Consider the following 18,683-nt stretch of genomic DNA (forward strand, 5'->3'; position numbering starts at 1 on the left):
GCAATAAACCCTTGAAGAAAAAAATCCCGGAATTCAAGTACAGTAGTAGAGTGAAATTTTCAGGTGCTTCCATGATCGTGGAGAACAACTTTATAAATGATATGGGTGCGATTAAAGATTATCTAACCTCATCAGGTATTGTACCTCTATTTTTACAGGCTGATACTTATGCTCTTTTAAAGCTGTTTCCTGCTGATTGCATTGATTGTGTAATTACATCTCCACCTTATTGGGGTCAAAGGAGTTATATTAATGGAGGAATTGGGCTTGAGAAAAATTGGGAAGATTATATTAATAATTTACTTGCAATTTTTTCTGAAATAAAACGAGTTTTGAAGGATAATGGCTCTTTTTGGTTAAATATCGGGGATGTATATCAGCGTAAATCGATGATTGGTATACCTTGGCGAATAGCACTTGCAATGACCGATAGACAGGGTTGGCTTCTTCGGAACAGTGTCATTTGGAATAAAGTAAAAGGCGCACCTGACAATGTGAAAGATAAGCTCCGAAACGTATATGAAACTGTCTTCCATTTTGTAAAAACAGACCGCTATTTTTATGATGTTGATGCAATTCGCTCAAAACCGAGACAAGCCAAAGTTGTCAATGGTTCCGTAGTTTCTGCAACTGGCGTTTCTGGTGTACGCTATCGTAGGCAAATTGAGTTATCTACAGCACTTAGCAATTCTGAACAGGCAAATGCACTGAAAGCTCTTAATCAGATATTAGAAGAAGTCCGGCTAGGTAAAATATCTGATTTTCGTATGATTATTCGTGGTCAGCAGCGAACTACACATTCTGATTCGGCAAAGGTTTCTGGACGAGCGCGTGAACTCGCTGAACGCGGTTTCTACTTCCTCAAATACCACCCTAATGGCAGCAAACCCAGTGATGTTTGGGATATTATTCCAGAGGATACTCAAAAGCGAAAACTTCACTTTGCTCCTTACCCAGAGGATCTATGTAAAATTCCAATTTTGGCAACCTGTCCAAAAGGTGGTGTTGTCCTTGATCCATTTACGGGTACAGGTACAACAAACCTTGTTGCATTTCAACTAGAACGTAGATCGATTGGAATTGATATCTCAGATGAATACATTGTTGCTGCTCGTAAAAGGTGTGGGGTGCTTCTATGACTAAAGTTACTGAATTATACGGGCATTCTACGAACCAATTACTTTCTTGGCGTGACATTGTATCTGGTCAAAACTGTCCATTTTTATTTCGTAAATGCCTCAAAAATCGTAAAAGTGAGCCTGATATTACCATTGGCACATGCACCGTCTCTTATGGGAGAGAATCTCGAAACATCATCATTTGCCCTTTCCGACTTCTTGAACGTAGTCAAATCTTTATTGATTGCCTTCATTTATTGACACTGCATCAACCCGGTAATGAACTTCGGATTGTTCCTGAAATTTCCGTGCCTGGAGGTAGTATTGATTATTGCCTTGCATCTGTACATTTAGGAAAAGTTATTGACTTTATCGGCATAGAATTACAAACGCTTGATACCACTGGTACAGTTTGGCCTGAGCGACAACGCTTTCTTCAAAATAATGGTTTCTCCGTCCGAGATGTAGATGTTGTATCGGCAAAAGGCTTCGGCATGAATTGGAAAATGACTGCAAAGACAATCTTAATGCAACTCCATCATAAAATTCACACATTTGAACACCTGAGTAAACATCTTGTTCTAGTAGTTCAAGATTGCCTGATTGATTACATGAAACGGGAATTCTCCTTTGAGCATATTCAAGCTCCACGTCTCGGAGATTCCATGCACTTTCACTCTTACGAATTGCTTTCTGAAAGTTCGGGCTACCGCATTCAACTCACCGAACGTTGGAGTACCGATGCAAATGGAATAGCAGATTGTCTTGGTTTACAAACTAGCCCAAGAGTGGAACTTGAAGCAATGTTGAGACAAATTGGGAATAAACTATCACAAAGCACTTTGTTGTCAGTCGGACAACCTCTACCAGTTTCTACACATGAGGATGTTGCTGATGATAGCTAAAAACTACCACACAGAGATTATTTGATGTGTGAAACACGGAAAGAATAATGTTAGATTTGCTGATTCAAGACGGATTAATTTTTGATGGCTTAGGCTCTCCACCTGTTCGCAGAGATATTGGCATTCAAAACGGACAGATTGTCACCCTTGTGCCCTCTTTAACTACCCCAGCCCGTGAAGTGGTTGATGCTTCTGGATTATGGGTAACACCTGGATTCATCGACATTCATACCCACTACGATTTAGAGTTAGAAATTGCACCAGGATTGAGCGAATCAGTTCGTCATGGTGTTACCAGCGTGGTTATTGGTAACTGTAGCTTGTCTGTTGCGATCGCAGAACCCCAAATCCTGGCTGATATTTTTCAGAGGGTAGAGACACTTTCTCATCGGCTGATTGCAAAATGGTTGAAAAAGTCGGTTTCCTGGCTGACACCAGCAGAATATTTACAGCATTTGCAACAGTTACCCCTTGGCCCCAATGTTGCCCCAATGTTTGGGCACAGTGCTTTACGCGCTCATGTGATGGGATTAGAACGTAGTTTAACGGTTCAGCCGACAAAATTTGAACTAAATCTTATGCAGCGCATAGCCAGAGATGCAATAGATGCTGGCTTTATTGGCATTTCTATTGATATGTTTCCTTGGCATCGGATGAGTGGAGAATGGCAAGGCTGTACAATTCCCTCTCAACACGCCAAATTTAAAGAATACGCAATGTTAGCGGATTTGTGTCGGCCTAGTCAACGGGTTTTTCAAGTCACACCCAATTTACAAAAGCTATCTTCCTTTGTGGATATTCTGCGTATGGGTTCAGGGATTGGACAAAAACCACTGCGGCTAACTGTTCTCTCTGCTTTAGATGCCGTACACGATCGCAAACTATGGCGAATATTTTCCCCCCTACTTTTTATTTGGAATCGGCTTCTAAATGGTAATGTCCGTTTTCAAACCCTAACCGAACCTTTCACCATTTACTCTGATGGATCTGTGACTCCTTTATTTGAAGAATTCTCCACAGGCGCACAACTCAATGGCTGTCAGTCACGAGAGGAAAGGCAACAACTATGGGCATCGGAAATTTTTCGTCGTCAATTTCGCCAAGAATGGCTGAGTAAACGGCGTAAATCATTCCATCGTCGGTTAGATTTGATGGAAGTTATTCACTGTCCCGAAGCAAGTTGGCAAGGGTTAAGTTTTGCCCAAATTGCTCGTCAAAAGCAACAAGAACCAGTAGATTTATTTATCCACGCATTACAAAAATACGATACAGATTTACGCTGGGTGGCGACAGGAGCAAACGATCGCCTAAAACCCCGTTTAGCGATGATGCAGCATCCCCATATTTTGCCTGGTTTTACTGATGCTGGCGCTCACGTGCGTAATCTGGGCTACTATGATGGAGCTTTGTCTTTGCTCAAACAAGCAGTTACAACGAAGTTTCTTTCACCTGAAGCTGCGATTTGCCGCGTTACCGGAGAACCTGCTGGTTGGTTTCGTCTGGATACGGGAGTTATCAAAGTTGGTGCGAAAGCGGATATAGTTTTACTCGATCCCAATGCTTTAAATCAGCCAATTAGCCCGCAAGTGCAGATATCAGATCCAGTTTTAGATGGTGAACCTCGGATGGTTAAGCGTGGTTCGGATGAGATTGTACAAAGGGTTTATATTAATGGGGTTCAGGTTGTTTGTCGGGGTGAAGTGAGCGATCGCTTGGGGCGTGAAAAGTTGGGAACTGTTTTGTTTCCTTGAAACGGTATTAACTCCAAAAAAGCTGAAACTGTGCCAATTTTCCAGCCTTTAGATTCCAAACGTTCTCTCTTTGCTTGCTCCATCACATTACTCCTGTTGATCGGTATCATATTTGCTCAGACGCTTTTTGCAAATCTCAATTATCTTCTTGGATGTTGTTCTTGTTGTTTTATTAAAAACTTCAACAATCAAAATTGCATCGTCATCTTTAATAACAAATACAAGACCCATTTTTTTTCTAATAGTATAGGTTGCATTCAATACTGCTCGGTTAAGAATTTTTAACTCGGAATTGGGTTTGGGGAAAAGGTTAAAGGTTAAAGGGTAAAGGTTAAAGGTTTTTTCTTTCCCCTTTCCCCTTTTCCCCTTAACCGACAAGTATTGAGGTTGCATTGATTGCCTCATAAGGCTTCTAGCGATAGCCTTCTCGGAGAGTGACAGAAGCTGTTCATGAGCGATCGCCCATTATGGATGAAAGAAACCATTCTGTTTTCTTAGGAGAGGGCTATTTTGCCCCTGATAGCAGCTATGCTATATTTACGCTAATTGATACCTGCTTAGACAATCCAATCAATTTCAGGGTAAATAGGTAGAAACAACTTAGAAAGTTTGTTGATAACTTTAAAGAAATCCTGCAAGACTATAACTAATTCATGATTTTTTTATAAATATTGTTTATATATATAAACACATGAAAAATATTGCATATTGAAAAGCTTGATAATTCTAGTAATAAAGACTATATCCCGAATGAAATTCCATAGATTTACTTACTAAGCTTAGATCGGAAAAATAATCCAAATAAATACTGATAAAGAGCAAAAAAAATTGTTATATTGGCTGCTATCTTTCAAAGGTTGGATTGTCAAGTCTGTGTATATACATTCTTTTGGATTAATCTAATTAATAGTTAGAGCCAGAAAGAGTATGATTTTCTTGCTCAAGAGTTAACAAGTTAACTTTCGTATTTATTTGGGAGAATAACGATTATGTCTATTAACAAAAATGAAAGCCTGAAAATTGAAAACCAAGAAGAATTATTTGAAGTCTTATCAGATGAATGCTGCGAACAATTGACAGGAGGTAAAAGTTGGTGGAAGAAAGTTACAAAAACAGTTTCAAATGCCACAATAAAAACTTTGAATAATGCAGGCAACGGAGTGACTCAGGCTGGAGGCATGACAGCACTTGGACTCTACACAGCAGGTGAGCTAGCTTTAGAAGCAACTGGAATGGTGGGAAAGAACCAATTAGACGGAAATTAGACTAGCAAGACTCAAACAACTTATCTACCTGATTTCTCAACTCTAACCGAGAAATGCAGTTACTCAAGCTCTGCCTCCTTCAAACAATTAAAGGCAGAGCTTTTTGCTTACTACACTTCAAATGCAACTAGAAATTTTATAACTTATTAAACTTGTCTTCTTCTACTTAACTATGACTAATGTCGATATCTCTTTCGTCCCAAATTCTCATTCCTTCCCCAAGGTAGAAAAAGCAATACCTCAGCCAGAAGAAATTAATCTTAACTCTCTAGCTGCTGCTAGTCCAGAAGACTTTTTACCTCCGATCGGTAAATGGACAACTATTGGCGGTTTGATACTTGTAGCTACCTTTGTTGCAGGCGTTACCCTTGCAAGTATCCTCAAATATAAAACTACAGTTAAAGTAGCTGCTACCATTCGTCCTGCTGGAGAACTACGCCTAGTACAAGCTGCGACGGAAGGGATAATAAAAGATATTTTAGTAAAAGGAAATCAGCAAGTTAAACAAGGAGATATCATCGCTATACTTGATGGCTCTCGCTTACAAACTAAAAAAAGTCAACTTCTTGGCAATATTCAACAAACTACAGTTCAATCAACTCAAATAACTACTCAAATTTCTGCTTTAGATAGACAGATTCAAGCAGAAAACGAACAAACAAACCGTGCCACATCTGCTGCTCAAGCTGAACTGCAACGCACTCAAACGGATTATCGCAATAGTGAAATTAGCACCAGCACGGAAGTAGAAGAATTAGTAGCTAACTTAAAATTAGTTCAAGATGATTTAGAAACAGCCAAAGCAGAATTAAAGTCGGCTCAAGCAAGTTCACTTGCAACCCAAGCTTCATTCAAAGCAGCGATTGTCAAACGCGATCGCTATAAACCGATAGTCAAATCTGGTGCGCTTTCTCAAGACGCATACGAAGAAGTAACTCTCGCAGTTCAACAACAACAACAAGCATTTTTGTCTCAATTAGCAATAGTAGAAGCTCACAAGCAAACTGTAGAAAAGCAACAAAGAGCTGTTGAAGCAGCCCAAGCAAGGCTAAAAAAAGCCAAAAGCACCCTTAACTCTACAGCAGGAGTGGCGATCGCTCGTGAAAGAATTGCTCAAGAAAAAGCTAGAGGAGAAGCAACTTTATCTAGACTCCAGCAAGAAAGAGAACAGCTTATTCAACGACGAACAGAATTAGAAAATCAATTAAACAGCTACCAAAAAGAACTTAAACAAATAGAAATTGAACTTCAAAATATCATAATTCGTGCTTCTGCCTCTGGCACAATAGCACAACTCAATCTACGAAACGTCTCTCAAGTCATTAGTTCTGGACAGATGATTGCCCAAATTGCTCCTAGTGAAGCACCATTGGAAATTAAAGCCGATATTCCTGCTGAGGAAATCAGTAAAATTCGGCTGGGACAAAAAGTATATATGCGCGTATCTGCTTGTCCCTATCCCGACTATGGCTCTTTACAAGGAACAGTGAGCAGCATTTCTCCAGATGCAATAGAACCTCAATCTAATTTAAATTCTTCTAACTCTTCTTTCGGGATGGGACAAATTTCACAAACAGGTAGTTACAAGGTGAATATTAAACCCGAAAACTATGTATTGAAGATTGCGGGAAAAGAATGTGCTATCCAACTAGGAATGGAAGGAAGCGCTGATATTATCTCTAAAGAGGAAACTGTATTGCAATTTATTTTGAGAAAAGCAAGATTAGTAGCCAATGTATGATAAGTATGCGTTTCCTAGTCTGCTGAGGTACAAATCTCTGTGTACTTCTGCGCTTTACTTTGCGTCCCTACCCTACGGGAAGGCGAAGCGCCTATGCGTTTCAAAATATTATCTCTACCTCACATAACTGAGAATCGCTATAAAAACTTTTACTTCAAAATATTAGGGAGTTAAAAATTTCAAGTGCTGACCGGGTAGCTGACGTAACTCATTGGGAGTACCAGTCAGCTTTAACTCTCCTGTTTCTAACAAAACAATGAAATCAGCCCGCTCAATTACTCTAGGGCGGTGACTAATCATAATAGTTGTTTGACCCTGACGTTCTGCTAATAAATTATCTAAAACTCTAGTTTCTAATGCTGGGTCTAAAGCGCCTGTAGACTCATCTAATATTAGCACTGGTGGATTACTAACAATTGCCCTAGCTATTGCTAATCTTTGCTTCTGTCCTCCAGAAATGTTTGCACCAAATTCCCCTAAGACAGTTTGATATTTATCAGGTAAATTGCTAATAAATTCGTCTGCACCAGCTATCTGACAAGCTCTCACGATTTGTTCAAAATTAACTGAAGGATAGGCAAAATGGAAATTCTCAATAATTGAACGACTCCAAAAGTGCGGTTCTTGAGGAATCAATATTATTTGTTGACGGCGACAATCTAAAGATATATCTTGCTGATTATAATTTCCATAACGAATATTACCAGATTGCAAGTCATATAATCCCCCTATTAACTTAACTAAAGTGCTTTTTCCACAACCTGATTGTCCGATTAAGGCTGTTACTTTTCCCCCAGGAATGGTAAGAGAGAAATCTTTTAACAAATTCACTCTACCTTGATGATGAAAATTCAGGTTAGTACAAACAATATCTGTATCAGCAGTGATTTCCGCCCAAGGTTTTTTACACTCTTTCTCATCCTCTGTTGTAGCATCTAAGACTTCTGTGAGGCGTTGAATTACTACTTGAGCAATAATAAATTCATTAACTAAGCCTACCACCGAACTCAAAAATCCTAAGAAATTTCCACTCATGCCGTTAAAAGCAAGTAATTGACCTATACTTAGGGTGCGATTAATTACAAAGTAGCTGCCTAACCAAAGTAAACCAATATTTGTCAAACTATTGAATAGAGTTGTAACGGTGGTACTGTAAAACCCTAGCTTCATGGTACTCCACTTAAAATTAGCGAGGCGACCGTAATTAGCTTGATACTCTTCCCAAGCTTGAGGAGTACCTTGGGTAGTCTTAAGTATTTGGATACCGCGAAAAGTTTCAACAAGAAAACCTTGAATTTCTGTATTTAAAATAATAGAAGCACGGGTTTTTTGTCGTAAAGCTGGTAAAAATAGCCAATTAATACCCATAACTATTATAAAGACAAATAAGGAAGCTAAAGAAAGCTGCCAACTATAAAAAATCATGATTCCCAAAGAGATGACAGCGATAAAAAATTGACTGGGTAAACCCAAAACAATTTGAGAAACTAGATTATGAACTCTTTCTATATCATCAATGCGGCTAACAACTTCCCCACTGCGACGGGCTTCAAAGTAAGATAAGGGTAAGCGGAGGAGTTTATACCCGTAATCTAAAATTAATCCTAACTCTAGCCTTTGAGCATATTGTCCGACTAAGTGAGATTGAACAATACCAATAGCAGCTTGAAAAATATTTAAGGTAATAACCGCAATGGCTACGGTAGTTAATAGCTGTATATCTCCCCTCACCAAAACATCATCTGTAAGGAGCTGCATCATTAAAGGATAAGCTAGAGAAAGAAGTCCAACTACAATATTGATTGCGATCGCTTCCGCAAGTATTTTGCTATAGGGTAAAACTCTTTTGAGGAAACGTCCAAAGCCGTCTATTTTATCCGACTCCTGTTGATAAAAACGAGTTTCATCTGGAGTTAATAACAGCATGACACCATTCGCCCATCCCTCTAATAACTCTTGATGGTTGAGCTTGCGAATACCTACTGCTGGGTCGGCGATAACATATTTCTGATCTTTTTGTGCGTACAATACAACCCAGTGATATCCTTTCCAGTGAATGATGGCAGGCAGATAAATTCTATCCAAGCGTTCTATTAATTCAGGAGTTGCTCTCACTGGACGGGCATTAAAACCCAAGTTTTCCGCTCCTCGTCTTAAACTAAGCAGAGTAGTACCTTGCTTACCTGTACCTACTAATTCCCGCATTTTGTTGATGCCGAAGGTTCTACCGTAGTGTTGTGCTATGGTTGCAAGGCAAGCAGCACCACAATCTTCTTCACTGTGTTGTAAAACCGCTTTCATGACAGAAAAATACCCAACTTTTTACGTTATCTTTCCCAATTGGGTTCTGAAATTAACACAACGCTCCCCCTAATTACCACCGCCATACGCACTTTCAATGCCTGCTTTGGACTCGGACATTATTTCTAGAGCCGAACTGCTACAATAAACCATCCCGACTTGACAACTGTCGGTAGCAACAAATTTTCCTTGATTCTTATGAGTGAAAAACTCCAGACCGAAAAAGATAAGCTACAGGCAAGCACTAGCATAAAGATAAATAAAGAAACAGAAAACGAAAAAGTTCTATGTTCTCATTGCCAGCGTACTGCTACGAACGGTATTAAATGTAAAGGTATTTGTGTGGCTGACAATGACTATTAAGGTATAAATTATATTAATTTCTCATCCACTCTCTTATGATTAATATCAATTCTAATCCTAAACAAAAGGTAAGAAATCGAATTAATAATCAAATTCTGGATCATCCTTTTACAGATTATTGGGATATTTTTATTCTTAAACATCAGCATCCAATTAATATTACTTTACATATTCTGGGAATATTATTTTTTTATAGTTTGCTCTTTTGTGCTTGGAAGCTGCAAAACTTTTGGTTACTTTTAGGTTTACCTCTGACTCAGTTGCTAGGATTAACTGGACATTTTTTATTTGAGCGTAGCCATATTGATTTACAAGATGCTGTTTTCTCTTGGCGGGCTTCTTACTGTTTGGGTAAAATGTTAATCAGGATTTTAATTGGTAAATATCGAAATGATATTAGCCAACGGCACGAAATATTAAAGAATTATCTGTCAAACAATTATGCAAATATTCAATAATTGGAATGTAATTGCTAAAGGTTGGTATATTGCCTGTACTAGTCATGAAATCCCTAAAAAAACAGCAAAATCTGTAGAAGTATGCGGTCAAAAAATTGCCATTTTTAGAGGTGAAGATGGTCTAGTACGGGCTTTGGATGCTTACTGTCCTCATTTGGGAACAGATTTAGGAATTGGGAAGGTTGATGGTAATTGGATTCGTTGTGCATTTCATCATTGGGCATTTGATGAAACAGGGCTTTGTCAAAATATTCCCTGTCAATCAGAAATTCCTAGTCAAGCTAAATTGCAAGCCTATGCAACAGAGGAAAAATATGGATTTATCTGGATTTATCCAGATGCTAAAGCACCAGAGGGAGTGGCTGATTTTGATGAATTGAAGGGAAAAGAAATTGTTGCAAAAGCTGATATTCCATTTGAAAGAAGTTGTCATCATCATATTTGTATGATGAATGGGATTGATGCTCAACATTTAAAAACAATTCATCATTTAGATATCAAAATGGATCTGTCGCTACATCGCAGCGAATTAGGGACGCAAATTGATTTTACAATGCGGGGACAATTCCCCAAAACTACATTTCGAGAAAAGTTAGGTCAAAGATTTCTTGGTTCTACATATCAGTATTTAATGCGTTATGCTCATGGTTGCATTGGTTTGTTAACAATGATGAAGGATGTCAGGCTTTTTCCGCCACTGTTTATGATATATGCTTATACTCCAATTGCACCTGGAAGAACGAGAATTCAACCAATTTATGTAACTGAAAAGCGTAAAGGCATTGTGGGATATTTGCTGAGTCAGTTTTTGCTATTCTGTACGCGCTTGGCTTACTATATGCTCAGGGATGAGGATGGTAAGATTTACGACAATATTCGCTTTAATCCAAAATTACTCCTTAGTATCGAATCGGCCATTAGCTGAATATATGGACTATGTAAACCAGCTAAAACCGTCTCGATGGTCAAAAAATCGGGGTGTAGAATAGTACATTAGATTAGCGATCGCTTAACCCAACAAAAGCTTTGGTAATGTTGTGTTTTATTTCTCAATCTAAATACATCTTAATTATTTTGTAGAATGCGCGATTTCCATCAACTCTTATTGAGAAGGTGCAAGATGAGAATACGGAATTGTAGCGTAGATAACCATTCTGGAATCTGTCACATTACACCGTAAATTTACCATAATGGTCGATAAAGTTTTAATTAAATATAATACAAATCGACTTTAGGTAATTTCCGAATAATGAAAAGTTTGCTGATTCCTGTTCAAAATTTGCAGCCAAGCGATCGCATCGCCATGTATGCGTTGCTGCAAAATCACTTTCAAGGTATAACCTGGGATGGCTTTCAAATCGATCTAGAGCGCAAAAACTGGGTTTTGTTGTTGAGAGATGAAACATCCAACGCACTCAAAGGATTTTCAACTCTGATGTTATGCCAAACGACTTTTTTAGGAGAAAAAATTAGTGTAGTGTATTCCGGCGACACTATCGTTGATCCTAGTGCTTGGTCGAGTACAACATTACCACGAAGTTGGATTGCCGCCATCAACTTTCTGCGTCAACATTATGCAGAAAATAAACTTTACTGGCTGCTAATTTGCTCTGGTTTTCGCACTTATCGTTTTCTCCCTACTTTTTGGCAAGATTTCTATCCGCGTTATGATGTTACAACACCTGCCGATGTAACAAATCTGATGGTGAATTTAGCACGGGAATACTATGGTAGTTTATACCAAGAATCAACTGGTATCGTCAATTTTCCGCATCCCCAAATTCTCTGTGAGGAGTTAATTGAAATCCCTACAGGAAGACAAACTAACCCCCATATCCAGTTTTTTGAAGAAATAAACCCTGGCTATCGATTAGGGGATGAATTAGTTTGTTTAACTGAAATTAACTATGATAATCTCACTCGTGCGGGAAAACGGATGTGGGAGTCAGAATCATCCTTACAATTTGTGCAAGATTGTGTTCTCATTTAATTTTTATGGTATCTACAAATCCACAATCAAACTTTAATAATCCGACACAATTTATAGAGGGATGGTACTGGACATTACCATCAAAAAAATTAAAAGTTGGCAAGGTAAAAGCTATAAAGTTGCTAGGTAGAAATCTGGCAATATATCGGGGAGTTAGTGGTCAGGTAGTAGCTATAGATGCTTATTGTCCACACATGGGCGCTCATTTAGCAGAAGGTAAGGTAGAAGGTGATGGAATTCGCTGCTTTTTTCATAATTGGAAGTATGACAGTCGCGGAATTTGTGTAGACGTTCCTTCTCTCGGAAAACCGCTACCTGTGTGTATTAAAACTTGGCACACAGCAGAAAAATACGGCATTATTTGGGTTTGGGTGGGAGAAGAAAAGCCAAGTTCGCTGCCTTTTGTACCAGAATTAGAACAGGCAGATTGTGATTATATATTGGGGACTCGATTTATCAAAAACTGCCATCCCAATGTCTTACTAATTAATGCGATTGATGCTCACCACTTCAATACAGTACATAATCTGCCTTTAGAGATTGTTTTTGATTCTCAAAACCTCAACCCTAACGCTATTGTCTTCAGCAACACTACACGCGGAGGGGACGATTCTTGGTTAATTCGCCTAATTCGTCCTCTATATCGCAACGAAGTTACTTATAGTATGTGTTACTGGTATGGCAGCACTGGCACTGTGACGCTAGGCCCGGATTTTCTGCACTTCTACATTATATTTACACTGCGAATGATAGAAGGTGGCAAAACTGAAGGGCAAACAATTCTTGTCACTCCCAAGCGTCCGGGATTTTGGGGATGGGTTTTAAATCGTGGTTTGTTATGGTTAACTCAGCAGGTTGGTAATTACTTTGCTAAAGGGGATACACAGGTATTTCAAACAATTCAGTTTGATTTAAAGACTCCTACTAAAGCAGATCAATCTATTCTGGAATTTATTCAGCACGTTAATCAACAAAAAGCTTTAAGCTGGGGAAAGTGGGAAACTGTTAATTATCCAAATATTCAAACTTTATCAACACCTAATAGTAATTCGCTATGAAGATGCAGTTAATTATTAAACGAACCGCCAAGTACGCCAAGATAGAAGGAGTAATCATTAAGTACAAACTCACGGAGAATTGGTATAACCCTGAATTCACATTAATTGAACAGGAAAAAAATGGATTTAAAATATAACATTGTCGGTTTTGACCTACCGCACACAGATAATGATGACCGTTTGCGACGGATATTAACAGCAGCGTTACCTAATCAGAATAATTATGATAGTTCCCCGCAATTAAATTATTGGGATGCTGATTTTTTTAAGTTATATCAAGTCAAAATTTTTCAGCAATCTAATATTAATGAACAATCTGCTATTTTGGAACTTGCTAACCGCAGTTTATTAGAAGAATCATATTTCATTGAGAAAGCAGGCGTTGGCTACATGGCAAAAATGGTACTGTTAGCAGAAACAGTTGAAGAACGAATCCTTTATGGACTGTTTACGGCTGATGAAGCTACCCACCTTCACCAAATTAGCCATTTTTTACCAGAAATGGAAGTAACTAGCACGAACGATCCGTTTTTACGCTTACTATCAGAAGTGGTTGAAAGTGCAGATAAAACAGTTTTGTTGTTTGTGCTGCAAGTGGTTTTAGAAGGATGGGGTTTAAGCCATTATCGACGTTTAGCGAAGGAATGTCGCTATCCAGTTTTAGCAGAACTTTTTTCCAGTTTTTTACAATCTGAATCCCGTCATCACGCTACGGGAACCACCTTATTTAATCAAATTACTGTTTCAGCATTCAGTCAAACAACAATTCTCGATGTATTGGCACAGTTTTTGTTTATGGTGCAGGTGGGGCCACAAAGCGTACTAGCAGCAATCGAACAAGTGAAAGGACATCTGACGCGATCGCAAAAAATCCAAATCTTAGAAGAACTAGATACAGAAACCCATAGCGGAACGCGATTACAAATATTGCGATCGCTCATGGGGGGAAAATCAGCCCAGTCTATCCTGCAAAATTTAGAAGAACGCGGAGCCTTTGAACCACTCCCCGCCCATCAATGTGTGTAATAAATCTCAATCTTATCTCTGCGTTAAATAAAAACGGATATGGAAAAAACTATTCATCGCAAATTACAAATTAACCACACCCGCAACAAACAGCAAGATCATACTGCTTTAATGGATGAAGCAGTTAACAATTTTCGCTATGAAGATTGTCAAAACGAGTATTGGAATCCAGAGGAATTTTCCCTACTATATGGTACACCGTTATGGGAACAGTCCAGCCAACATCAGCGTATAATTTTGAACCAACTTTACTGGGTAGCTTACTACTCACAAATTGTTTCTGCGGAAATTGCAACTATCTTTTTCAATCAAACCAGTGCAGCCGGACTTTACGCCCAAGAAGATTTTCGGTTAATCTGCGATACTTTAGATTTGGAATCCGCCCAAGAGCGATCGCACATTAACGCCTTCCGCACAATTGCCAAACAGGTTGAACAAGCGTTATTTGGGGAACTTATCTTTACCTACCCCATGCGCGGCCCCTTTACAGAAACGATGGTTTATGCTGACACCAATGCCCTAAAAACTTGGTGGAAAAAAATTCAACTTCAATACTTTGGGCTGATTTCTGCGAATAATACTTTTTTGGCTTGTCAGTATTTTACAGTCCGAGGAGTACGGACACTAAACGGCAAGTTAGTACAGCACAAACTCAGCAATTATTATCAAAAACATCCTCATTCTGAAGCTGCTCCAATCCCTGCTAAAGTCTCCTATTATCACTTCATGGATGAAAGTTTCCATTTCAATAGTTCGACAATTATATCTCACGATGTTATCACTTGCCTTAAGCCACCGAATGCTTATGAGAGACTGGTTGCTAATTTAGGATTGCTGGGATGTCAGCGCGATCATTTTCATTTTTCTGCGGCGATTAACGGGATATTTTGGTACGATCCGGCGCTGTATGGCAAGATTTATCGGGTGTTGCGATCGCGCATTTTTGAGATGAGTGACAAAGATGCTAAAGAAATGATGCGGCGTTGCTTTACTGAGGAATCGGAAGGATTACAGCGCAGTTTTTCAACTCATCAGGAGGCAATGAAATCTTATCAGATGTATGTTGAAAAACTCGATTATCTTTGGCAACATAATCGGGATATGTCACTGATGGGAACTAATTCAATTTCTCGATATTTGGCGACTCAAAAAAGGGCTTTTCAAGGTTTTGAACATCAAGAGGATTTGTTCTTATCTCATGCAGATACGCAGAGCCACAGAGAGGAATGGAAGAGTGTTGTTTAAGTAAAATTATTGCATATTATGGCTGACTTATGTAAGATATCCTTTCCGGGAAGTGCTTTTCTTCCGATCACTTTGGAATGTCATCAAAGTTTGTCTGAACATCTCACAATTCAGAATTCACCTGTTTTATTTGGTTGTCGGACTGGTATTTGCGGCACTTGTTTGGTTGAGGTTATTGGTGATATTCCTCCACCTCAACCTGATGAACAGGAAATGCTGGAGACGTTAGCAGCTAATCATCCTCATGCGCGGTTAGCTTGTCAGCTTGTTGATGTTATGGGTAATCTTGAAATTCGTAAGATTTAGATGGTGATTTAAAAACAACTAAAAGAGCAAGTATGGATTGGTTAAAGCGCGTCGCAGAAATTCGTAAAACTTGTAACGTGCCAGCACCAGCCCGAAATGTTGCTATTGCTAGAGTATGGGTAGATGAGACGTTTACCGAGCTATTCGCCTTCAGTGGTAAGCTATTGCGAGAGGGAGCGGTTGTTTTACCGAATCAACCGATGTTTAAAACCTTTGAAGTTACTGGACATCGAAGAGACTTAGACTCAGAGTACAAAATATTAGAAGCTATTGCCGAAAAATATACAAATAATAAAGAAGTAAAGGGTAAGATTGAGTTATTCACTGAAAGAGAGCCATGTGATTCGTGTGAGTATGTCATTAAGCAGTTCAGGCAAACTTTCCCGAATATTCAGCTAAATATACATCACGGAAATATTGCGTAAAGGAGTCGGTATAAATGTCAATTCGCAATTTACCCGAACCACTTCAGCTTATTTTTAACGAGAATCAGCTTTCGCCATGTTCAGATTTGGAAATAATTCAATTTGAACAACAGCAAGGTATTACTTTGCCCAGTAATTACAAAGATTTTCTCAAGATGATGGGGCATGGTGCTGGTAAGTTTTTGCGTGGTTCAGATTGTTTCTACCAGCATCTACCGCAAATTCAAGAATGGGCTAAAGAACTTTTGGTAGAAAATGATTTTCCTGAAGCTTTGCCAGAGGATGCTTTTGTATTTTTCATGCACCAGGGTTATCAGTTTAGCTTTTTTAGGCTTTCTGAAGGTGATAACCCACCGACTTACTCATATTGCGAAGGGCAGCAAGAGCCTTATTTCGTCAAAAGTCATGATACGTTTAGTGACTTTTTAGCGGTGGAAATAGACCTTTATTTAAAGTCTTTGATGTCTCTAGCGAGTTAGATATTTAGCACATCCAATTGACGTTAGTTTTCTTTTTAACCAAGACTGTTTGATTTGTAGTGCCAGAAGACTTTAACGCCCCTTTTACCAGATGAGATGTTGGCAGCATTTGAGGGTGGTGAGGAGTAAAACTTTTAAATCTTTAACCGTGTAAAGTTAGTACTTACTATTCTATGAAGAAAATAGAAATAGAATTTTTAGTGTTACTCCCAACTGGACGTTTGGTAAATTGCTTTGATGGATACGATTCCTTCAAAATACTTATTAAAAGTTCAGATGCATTATCTTCGACTCCTGGATCGTAACGAACTTCATAAGCGGTAGGATAGCCAAGGCGTTGAAAAAAATCATTGTCTTTTTCGTTGAGAATTACCTTGTTTTCTCTTAAGCCATATTTGACTAAAGTTTGTTGAATATTTTTAGCCGTCTCAGATAAGTTTTGCTTTGAATTGGGAAAATAAAGCATGATTTTGTAATCACTGAGTACGCTTATTATTCGAGCATTAATCTGTTTTCCAATAGACTTTGTTTCAGCCTTTAATTCTTCCTTCACATTCAAGCTTGCCCAGTCTAATAGAGGTTTGGATATCTCTGGCTGTATTAACTTGAGTAAAGATAATGCGGCAGACTGCTTTTTCAAATCTTGGCTACTTATGTCCCGATAAAATAATTCAATATATTTGGTCTGTAAATTGTCTTTTGCTTCAATTGCTTGTCTATTATTTTGTGCCTCAGCGAGTCTGAGTTGTGCAGATGAAATTTTGTTTCCTGCCTGGCTAGTTATAAACGCAAGAATACCTAACGAAACAGGAATAAATAACTTTTCAGCAAATTCTAACAGTTTTGTTTTTGATGAATCTTGTGGAGGTAAAACTCTTAAAACTTCATCAAGCTTTTTAGTAAGTTCATTTATCTTATCATCCATTTGTATAAATTCCTGCTTTTTTTATACATCAGTACATTACTACAGAAATCTCACGATTTCAACTACTATCCGCTTCACAAATAACTTCGTAGTCTAAATATAGGAATCCGGTTTGATTCTTGTTCATTATACTGAGACTCAATTGTTGATTCGATAAGGTTTACGGTTTACAGCTTATTCAAAAATAAAATAGTAGCCCTATTATAGATTGCCATAATTTAAATACGATCGCTCTCTCCCCTCTCCCACCCACTATGCAATTTGCAGATTTCTGGTACATTGTCGCACTCAGCGAACAGTTACAACCTAACAAGGTATTATCACGCACCGTTTTAGGAGAATGGTTAGCGATATTTCGCGGTGAAGATGGACAAGCCGTAGCTTTGCGCGATCGCTGTTTACACCGCAATAGCCGTTTATCATCAGGTAAAATCTGTAACGGTGCTTTACAATGTCCCTATCATGGTTGGGTATATGACGGGGTTGGAAACGTTATTGCTGTTCCAGCCGAAGGAGATGATTTCAAACCTTCCCCACAGCGTCGAGCCAAGTGTTACGCTACCAAAGAACAGGATGGCTATGTTTATGTGCGGTTAGCTGATAGCGTTGATCTTGAACCATTTTCTATGCCTAACTACGGACAAAGAGGATGGGAAACGGTACGGGTAATTAACCGTTTTGCTAACAATGTGACTAATTGTGCGGAGAACTTTATTGATATTCCCCATACGGCTTTTGTTCATCCTGGTGTTTTCCGTACTTCCCGCCAACAAAAGTTAGAGATGACTGTAGAACGCTGGAATGGTTCGGTTTTGGTGGAGTATCGCAACGAAAACAGTAATTTGGGATGGTACAGCCGTTTTCTGAATTTGCAGGGTGCAGAGATTAAACATAGCGATCGCTTTTATATGCCAAATATTACCTCTGTAGAGTATAAGATGGCACATAATCGCCATTTGTTCATTACCAGTCAATCTATTCCAGAAACCGATAATTCAACTCTGGTTTACACGGATGTCACCTATAACTATGGTATTTGGAATAAGTTAGCACGTCCCTTTGTGCGGTGGACTGCTCAACACATTATCCGCCAAGACGTGGAAATTTTAGGTATTCAGGGGGAAGCGATCGCTAAATACGGGACACAATTTTATAATACCTCTGCGGACACAATTCATATATTTATCGAGTCAATTATGGCAGCTATATCTCGTGGAGAAGATCCGCGTTTATTGCCAAACCAATCAGTAAAAGTTACATTTTGGGTTTAAGAGGTTGTTTGAAAAGTATTTAGCTGTGATTTTAGGCATTTGTTGATCCCCCCTAA

General features: G+C 38.7%; 18 protein-coding genes. 15 read left to right on the plus strand and 3 right to left on the minus strand.

Going from position 1 to position 18,683, the window contains the following annotated elements:
* Nucleotides 1–11: 11 nt before the first annotated feature.
* From ACFFRD_RS06670 to ACFFRD_RS06680, 3 genes are read left to right on the plus strand one after another with little or no spacing between them, the layout of a single operon-like run.
* On the plus strand, nt 12–1,139 hold the full coding sequence (locus ACFFRD_RS06670) for a DNA-methyltransferase (RefSeq protein WP_392480875.1): 1,128 nt from the start codon (nt 12–14) through the stop codon (nt 1,137–1,139).
* Nucleotides 1,136–2,023, plus strand: a complete 888-nt coding sequence (locus ACFFRD_RS06675; protein WP_392480876.1) for a hypothetical protein — start codon at nt 1,136–1,138, stop codon at nt 2,021–2,023. Before ACFFRD_RS06670 ends, ACFFRD_RS06675 begins: the two co-directional genes overlap by 4 nt.
* Before the next feature lie 47 nt (nt 2,024–2,070).
* A complete protein-coding gene (locus ACFFRD_RS06680) occupies nt 2,071–3,774 on the plus strand; it encodes an amidohydrolase family protein (protein WP_392480877.1) in 1,704 nt (567 codons plus the stop codon).
* Between the two features lie 87 nt (nt 3,775–3,861).
* Here the strand turns inward: ACFFRD_RS06680 and ACFFRD_RS06685 are convergent, their stop codons facing one another.
* Nucleotides 3,862–4,167 (minus strand): hypothetical protein, encoded by a 306-nt coding sequence (locus ACFFRD_RS06685; protein ID WP_392480878.1) that lies wholly within the window; start codon nt 4,165–4,167, stop codon nt 3,862–3,864.
* Nucleotides 4,168–4,763: 596 nt separating this feature from the next.
* Here ACFFRD_RS06685 and ACFFRD_RS06690 point away from each other — a divergent pair.
* A complete protein-coding gene (locus tag ACFFRD_RS06690; RefSeq protein ID WP_335233659.1) occupies nt 4,764–5,039 on the plus strand; it encodes a hypothetical protein in 276 nt (91 codons plus the stop codon).
* A 172-nt stretch (nt 5,040–5,211) separates the two neighbouring features.
* Nucleotides 5,212–6,780, plus strand: a complete 1,569-nt coding sequence (locus ACFFRD_RS06695) for an HlyD family efflux transporter periplasmic adaptor subunit (protein ID WP_392480879.1) — start codon at nt 5,212–5,214, stop codon at nt 6,778–6,780.
* A 162-nt stretch (nt 6,781–6,942) separates the two neighbouring features.
* Here the strand turns inward: ACFFRD_RS06695 and ACFFRD_RS06700 are convergent, their stop codons facing one another.
* Complete coding sequence (locus ACFFRD_RS06700) at nt 6,943–9,081, minus strand: peptidase domain-containing ABC transporter (protein WP_392480880.1); 2,139 nt, start codon at nt 9,079–9,081, stop codon at nt 6,943–6,945.
* A 398-nt stretch (nt 9,082–9,479) separates the two neighbouring features.
* On the opposite strand from ACFFRD_RS06700, the gene ACFFRD_RS06705 reads away from it, so the two are divergent.
* From ACFFRD_RS06705 to ACFFRD_RS06745, 9 genes are all read left to right on the plus strand, one after another.
* Complete coding sequence (locus tag ACFFRD_RS06705; RefSeq protein ID WP_392480881.1) at nt 9,480–9,902, plus strand: Mpo1-like protein; 423 nt, start codon at nt 9,480–9,482, stop codon at nt 9,900–9,902.
* Nucleotides 9,886–10,827 carry a Rieske 2Fe-2S domain-containing protein gene (locus tag ACFFRD_RS06710; RefSeq protein ID WP_392480882.1) on the plus strand — a complete coding sequence of 314 codons (942 nt, stop codon included), beginning with the start codon at nt 9,886–9,888 and terminating at the stop codon, nt 10,825–10,827. The genes ACFFRD_RS06705 and ACFFRD_RS06710 overlap by 17 nt, the downstream gene beginning before the upstream one ends.
* A gap of 324 nt (nt 10,828–11,151) precedes the next feature.
* Nucleotides 11,152–11,892 carry a hypothetical protein gene (locus ACFFRD_RS06715; protein WP_392480883.1) on the plus strand — a complete coding sequence of 247 codons (741 nt, stop codon included), beginning with the start codon at nt 11,152–11,154 and terminating at the stop codon, nt 11,890–11,892.
* A gap of 5 nt (nt 11,893–11,897) precedes the next feature.
* The gene (locus ACFFRD_RS06720) at nt 11,898–12,950 is read left to right on the plus strand and encodes a Rieske 2Fe-2S domain-containing protein (RefSeq protein ID WP_392480884.1); all 1,053 of its coding nucleotides are present in this window, start codon (nt 11,898–11,900) and stop codon (nt 12,948–12,950) included.
* A gap of 120 nt (nt 12,951–13,070) precedes the next feature.
* Nucleotides 13,071–13,976, plus strand: coding sequence for a ferritin-like domain-containing protein (locus tag ACFFRD_RS06725; RefSeq protein WP_392480885.1), 906 nt, complete (start codon nt 13,071–13,073; stop codon nt 13,974–13,976).
* Between the two features lie 39 nt (nt 13,977–14,015).
* Nucleotides 14,016–15,221, plus strand: coding sequence for a P-aminobenzoate N-oxygenase AurF (locus ACFFRD_RS06730; RefSeq protein ID WP_392480886.1), 1,206 nt, complete (start codon nt 14,016–14,018; stop codon nt 15,219–15,221).
* An 18-nt stretch (nt 15,222–15,239) separates the two neighbouring features.
* Nucleotides 15,240–15,527, plus strand: coding sequence for a 2Fe-2S iron-sulfur cluster binding domain-containing protein (locus ACFFRD_RS06735; protein ID WP_392480887.1), 288 nt, complete (start codon nt 15,240–15,242; stop codon nt 15,525–15,527).
* Nucleotides 15,528–15,559: 32 nt separating this feature from the next.
* Nucleotides 15,560–15,952, plus strand: a complete 393-nt coding sequence (locus ACFFRD_RS06740) for a deaminase domain-containing protein (RefSeq protein WP_392480888.1) — start codon at nt 15,560–15,562, stop codon at nt 15,950–15,952.
* A 14-nt stretch (nt 15,953–15,966) separates the two neighbouring features.
* Nucleotides 15,967–16,431, plus strand: a complete 465-nt coding sequence (locus tag ACFFRD_RS06745) for an SMI1/KNR4 family protein (protein WP_392480889.1) — start codon at nt 15,967–15,969, stop codon at nt 16,429–16,431.
* Nucleotides 16,432–16,597: 166 nt separating this feature from the next.
* Here ACFFRD_RS06745 and ACFFRD_RS06750 read toward each other — a convergent pair whose 3' ends face one another.
* On the minus strand, nt 16,598–17,356 hold the full coding sequence (locus ACFFRD_RS06750) for a hypothetical protein (RefSeq protein WP_392480890.1): 759 nt from the start codon (nt 17,354–17,356) through the stop codon (nt 16,598–16,600).
* A 254-nt stretch (nt 17,357–17,610) separates the two neighbouring features.
* On the opposite strand from ACFFRD_RS06750, the gene ACFFRD_RS06755 reads away from it, so the two are divergent.
* The gene (locus ACFFRD_RS06755) at nt 17,611–18,627 is read left to right on the plus strand and encodes a Rieske 2Fe-2S domain-containing protein (protein ID WP_392480891.1); all 1,017 of its coding nucleotides are present in this window, start codon (nt 17,611–17,613) and stop codon (nt 18,625–18,627) included.
* The last annotated feature ends 56 nt before the right edge of the window (nt 18,628–18,683 follow it).

It is taken from the genome of Nostoc sp. C110 (assembly GCF_043099725.1).
Classification (GTDB): Bacteria; Cyanobacteriota; Cyanobacteriia; order Cyanobacteriales; family Nostocaceae; genus Nostoc; species Nostoc muscorum_A.

What these genes read in the sequence shown, in the direction of transcription:
- ACFFRD_RS06680 (WP_392480877.1), top strand. Translation starts at nt 2,071, where the DNA reads ATGTTAGATTTGCTGATTCAAGACGGATTAATTTTTGATGGCTTAGGC.
- ACFFRD_RS06695 (WP_392480879.1), top strand. Translation starts at nt 5,212, where the DNA reads ATGACTAATGTCGATATCTCTTTCGTCCCAAATTCTCATTCCTTCCCC.
- ACFFRD_RS06690 (WP_335233659.1), top strand. Translation starts at nt 4,764, where the DNA reads ATGTCTATTAACAAAAATGAAAGCCTGAAAATTGAAAACCAAGAAGAA.
- ACFFRD_RS06730 (WP_392480886.1), top strand. Translation starts at nt 14,016, where the DNA reads ATGGAAAAAACTATTCATCGCAAATTACAAATTAACCACACCCGCAAC.
- ACFFRD_RS06715 (WP_392480883.1), top strand. Translation starts at nt 11,152, where the DNA reads ATGAAAAGTTTGCTGATTCCTGTTCAAAATTTGCAGCCAAGCGATCGC.
- ACFFRD_RS06745 (WP_392480889.1), top strand. Translation starts at nt 15,967, where the DNA reads ATGTCAATTCGCAATTTACCCGAACCACTTCAGCTTATTTTTAACGAG.
- ACFFRD_RS06755 (WP_392480891.1), top strand. Translation starts at nt 17,611, where the DNA reads ATGCAATTTGCAGATTTCTGGTACATTGTCGCACTCAGCGAACAGTTA.
- ACFFRD_RS06740 (WP_392480888.1), top strand. Translation starts at nt 15,560, where the DNA reads ATGGATTGGTTAAAGCGCGTCGCAGAAATTCGTAAAACTTGTAACGTG.
- ACFFRD_RS06725 (WP_392480885.1), top strand. Translation starts at nt 13,071, where the DNA reads ATGGATTTAAAATATAACATTGTCGGTTTTGACCTACCGCACACAGAT.
- ACFFRD_RS06685 (WP_392480878.1), bottom strand. Translation starts at nt 4,167, where the DNA reads ATGCAACCTCAATACTTGTCGGTTAAGGGGAAAAGGGGAAAGGGGAAA.
- ACFFRD_RS06675 (WP_392480876.1), top strand. Translation starts at nt 1,136, where the DNA reads ATGACTAAAGTTACTGAATTATACGGGCATTCTACGAACCAATTACTT.
- ACFFRD_RS06720 (WP_392480884.1), top strand. Translation starts at nt 11,898, where the DNA reads ATGGTATCTACAAATCCACAATCAAACTTTAATAATCCGACACAATTT.
- ACFFRD_RS06705 (WP_392480881.1), top strand. Translation starts at nt 9,480, where the DNA reads ATGATTAATATCAATTCTAATCCTAAACAAAAGGTAAGAAATCGAATT.
- ACFFRD_RS06700 (WP_392480880.1), bottom strand. Translation starts at nt 9,081, where the DNA reads ATGAAAGCGGTTTTACAACACAGTGAAGAAGATTGTGGTGCTGCTTGC.
- ACFFRD_RS06750 (WP_392480890.1), bottom strand. Translation starts at nt 17,356, where the DNA reads ATGGATGATAAGATAAATGAACTTACTAAAAAGCTTGATGAAGTTTTA.
- ACFFRD_RS06710 (WP_392480882.1), top strand. Translation starts at nt 9,886, where the DNA reads ATGCAAATATTCAATAATTGGAATGTAATTGCTAAAGGTTGGTATATT.
- ACFFRD_RS06735 (WP_392480887.1), top strand. Translation starts at nt 15,240, where the DNA reads ATGGCTGACTTATGTAAGATATCCTTTCCGGGAAGTGCTTTTCTTCCG.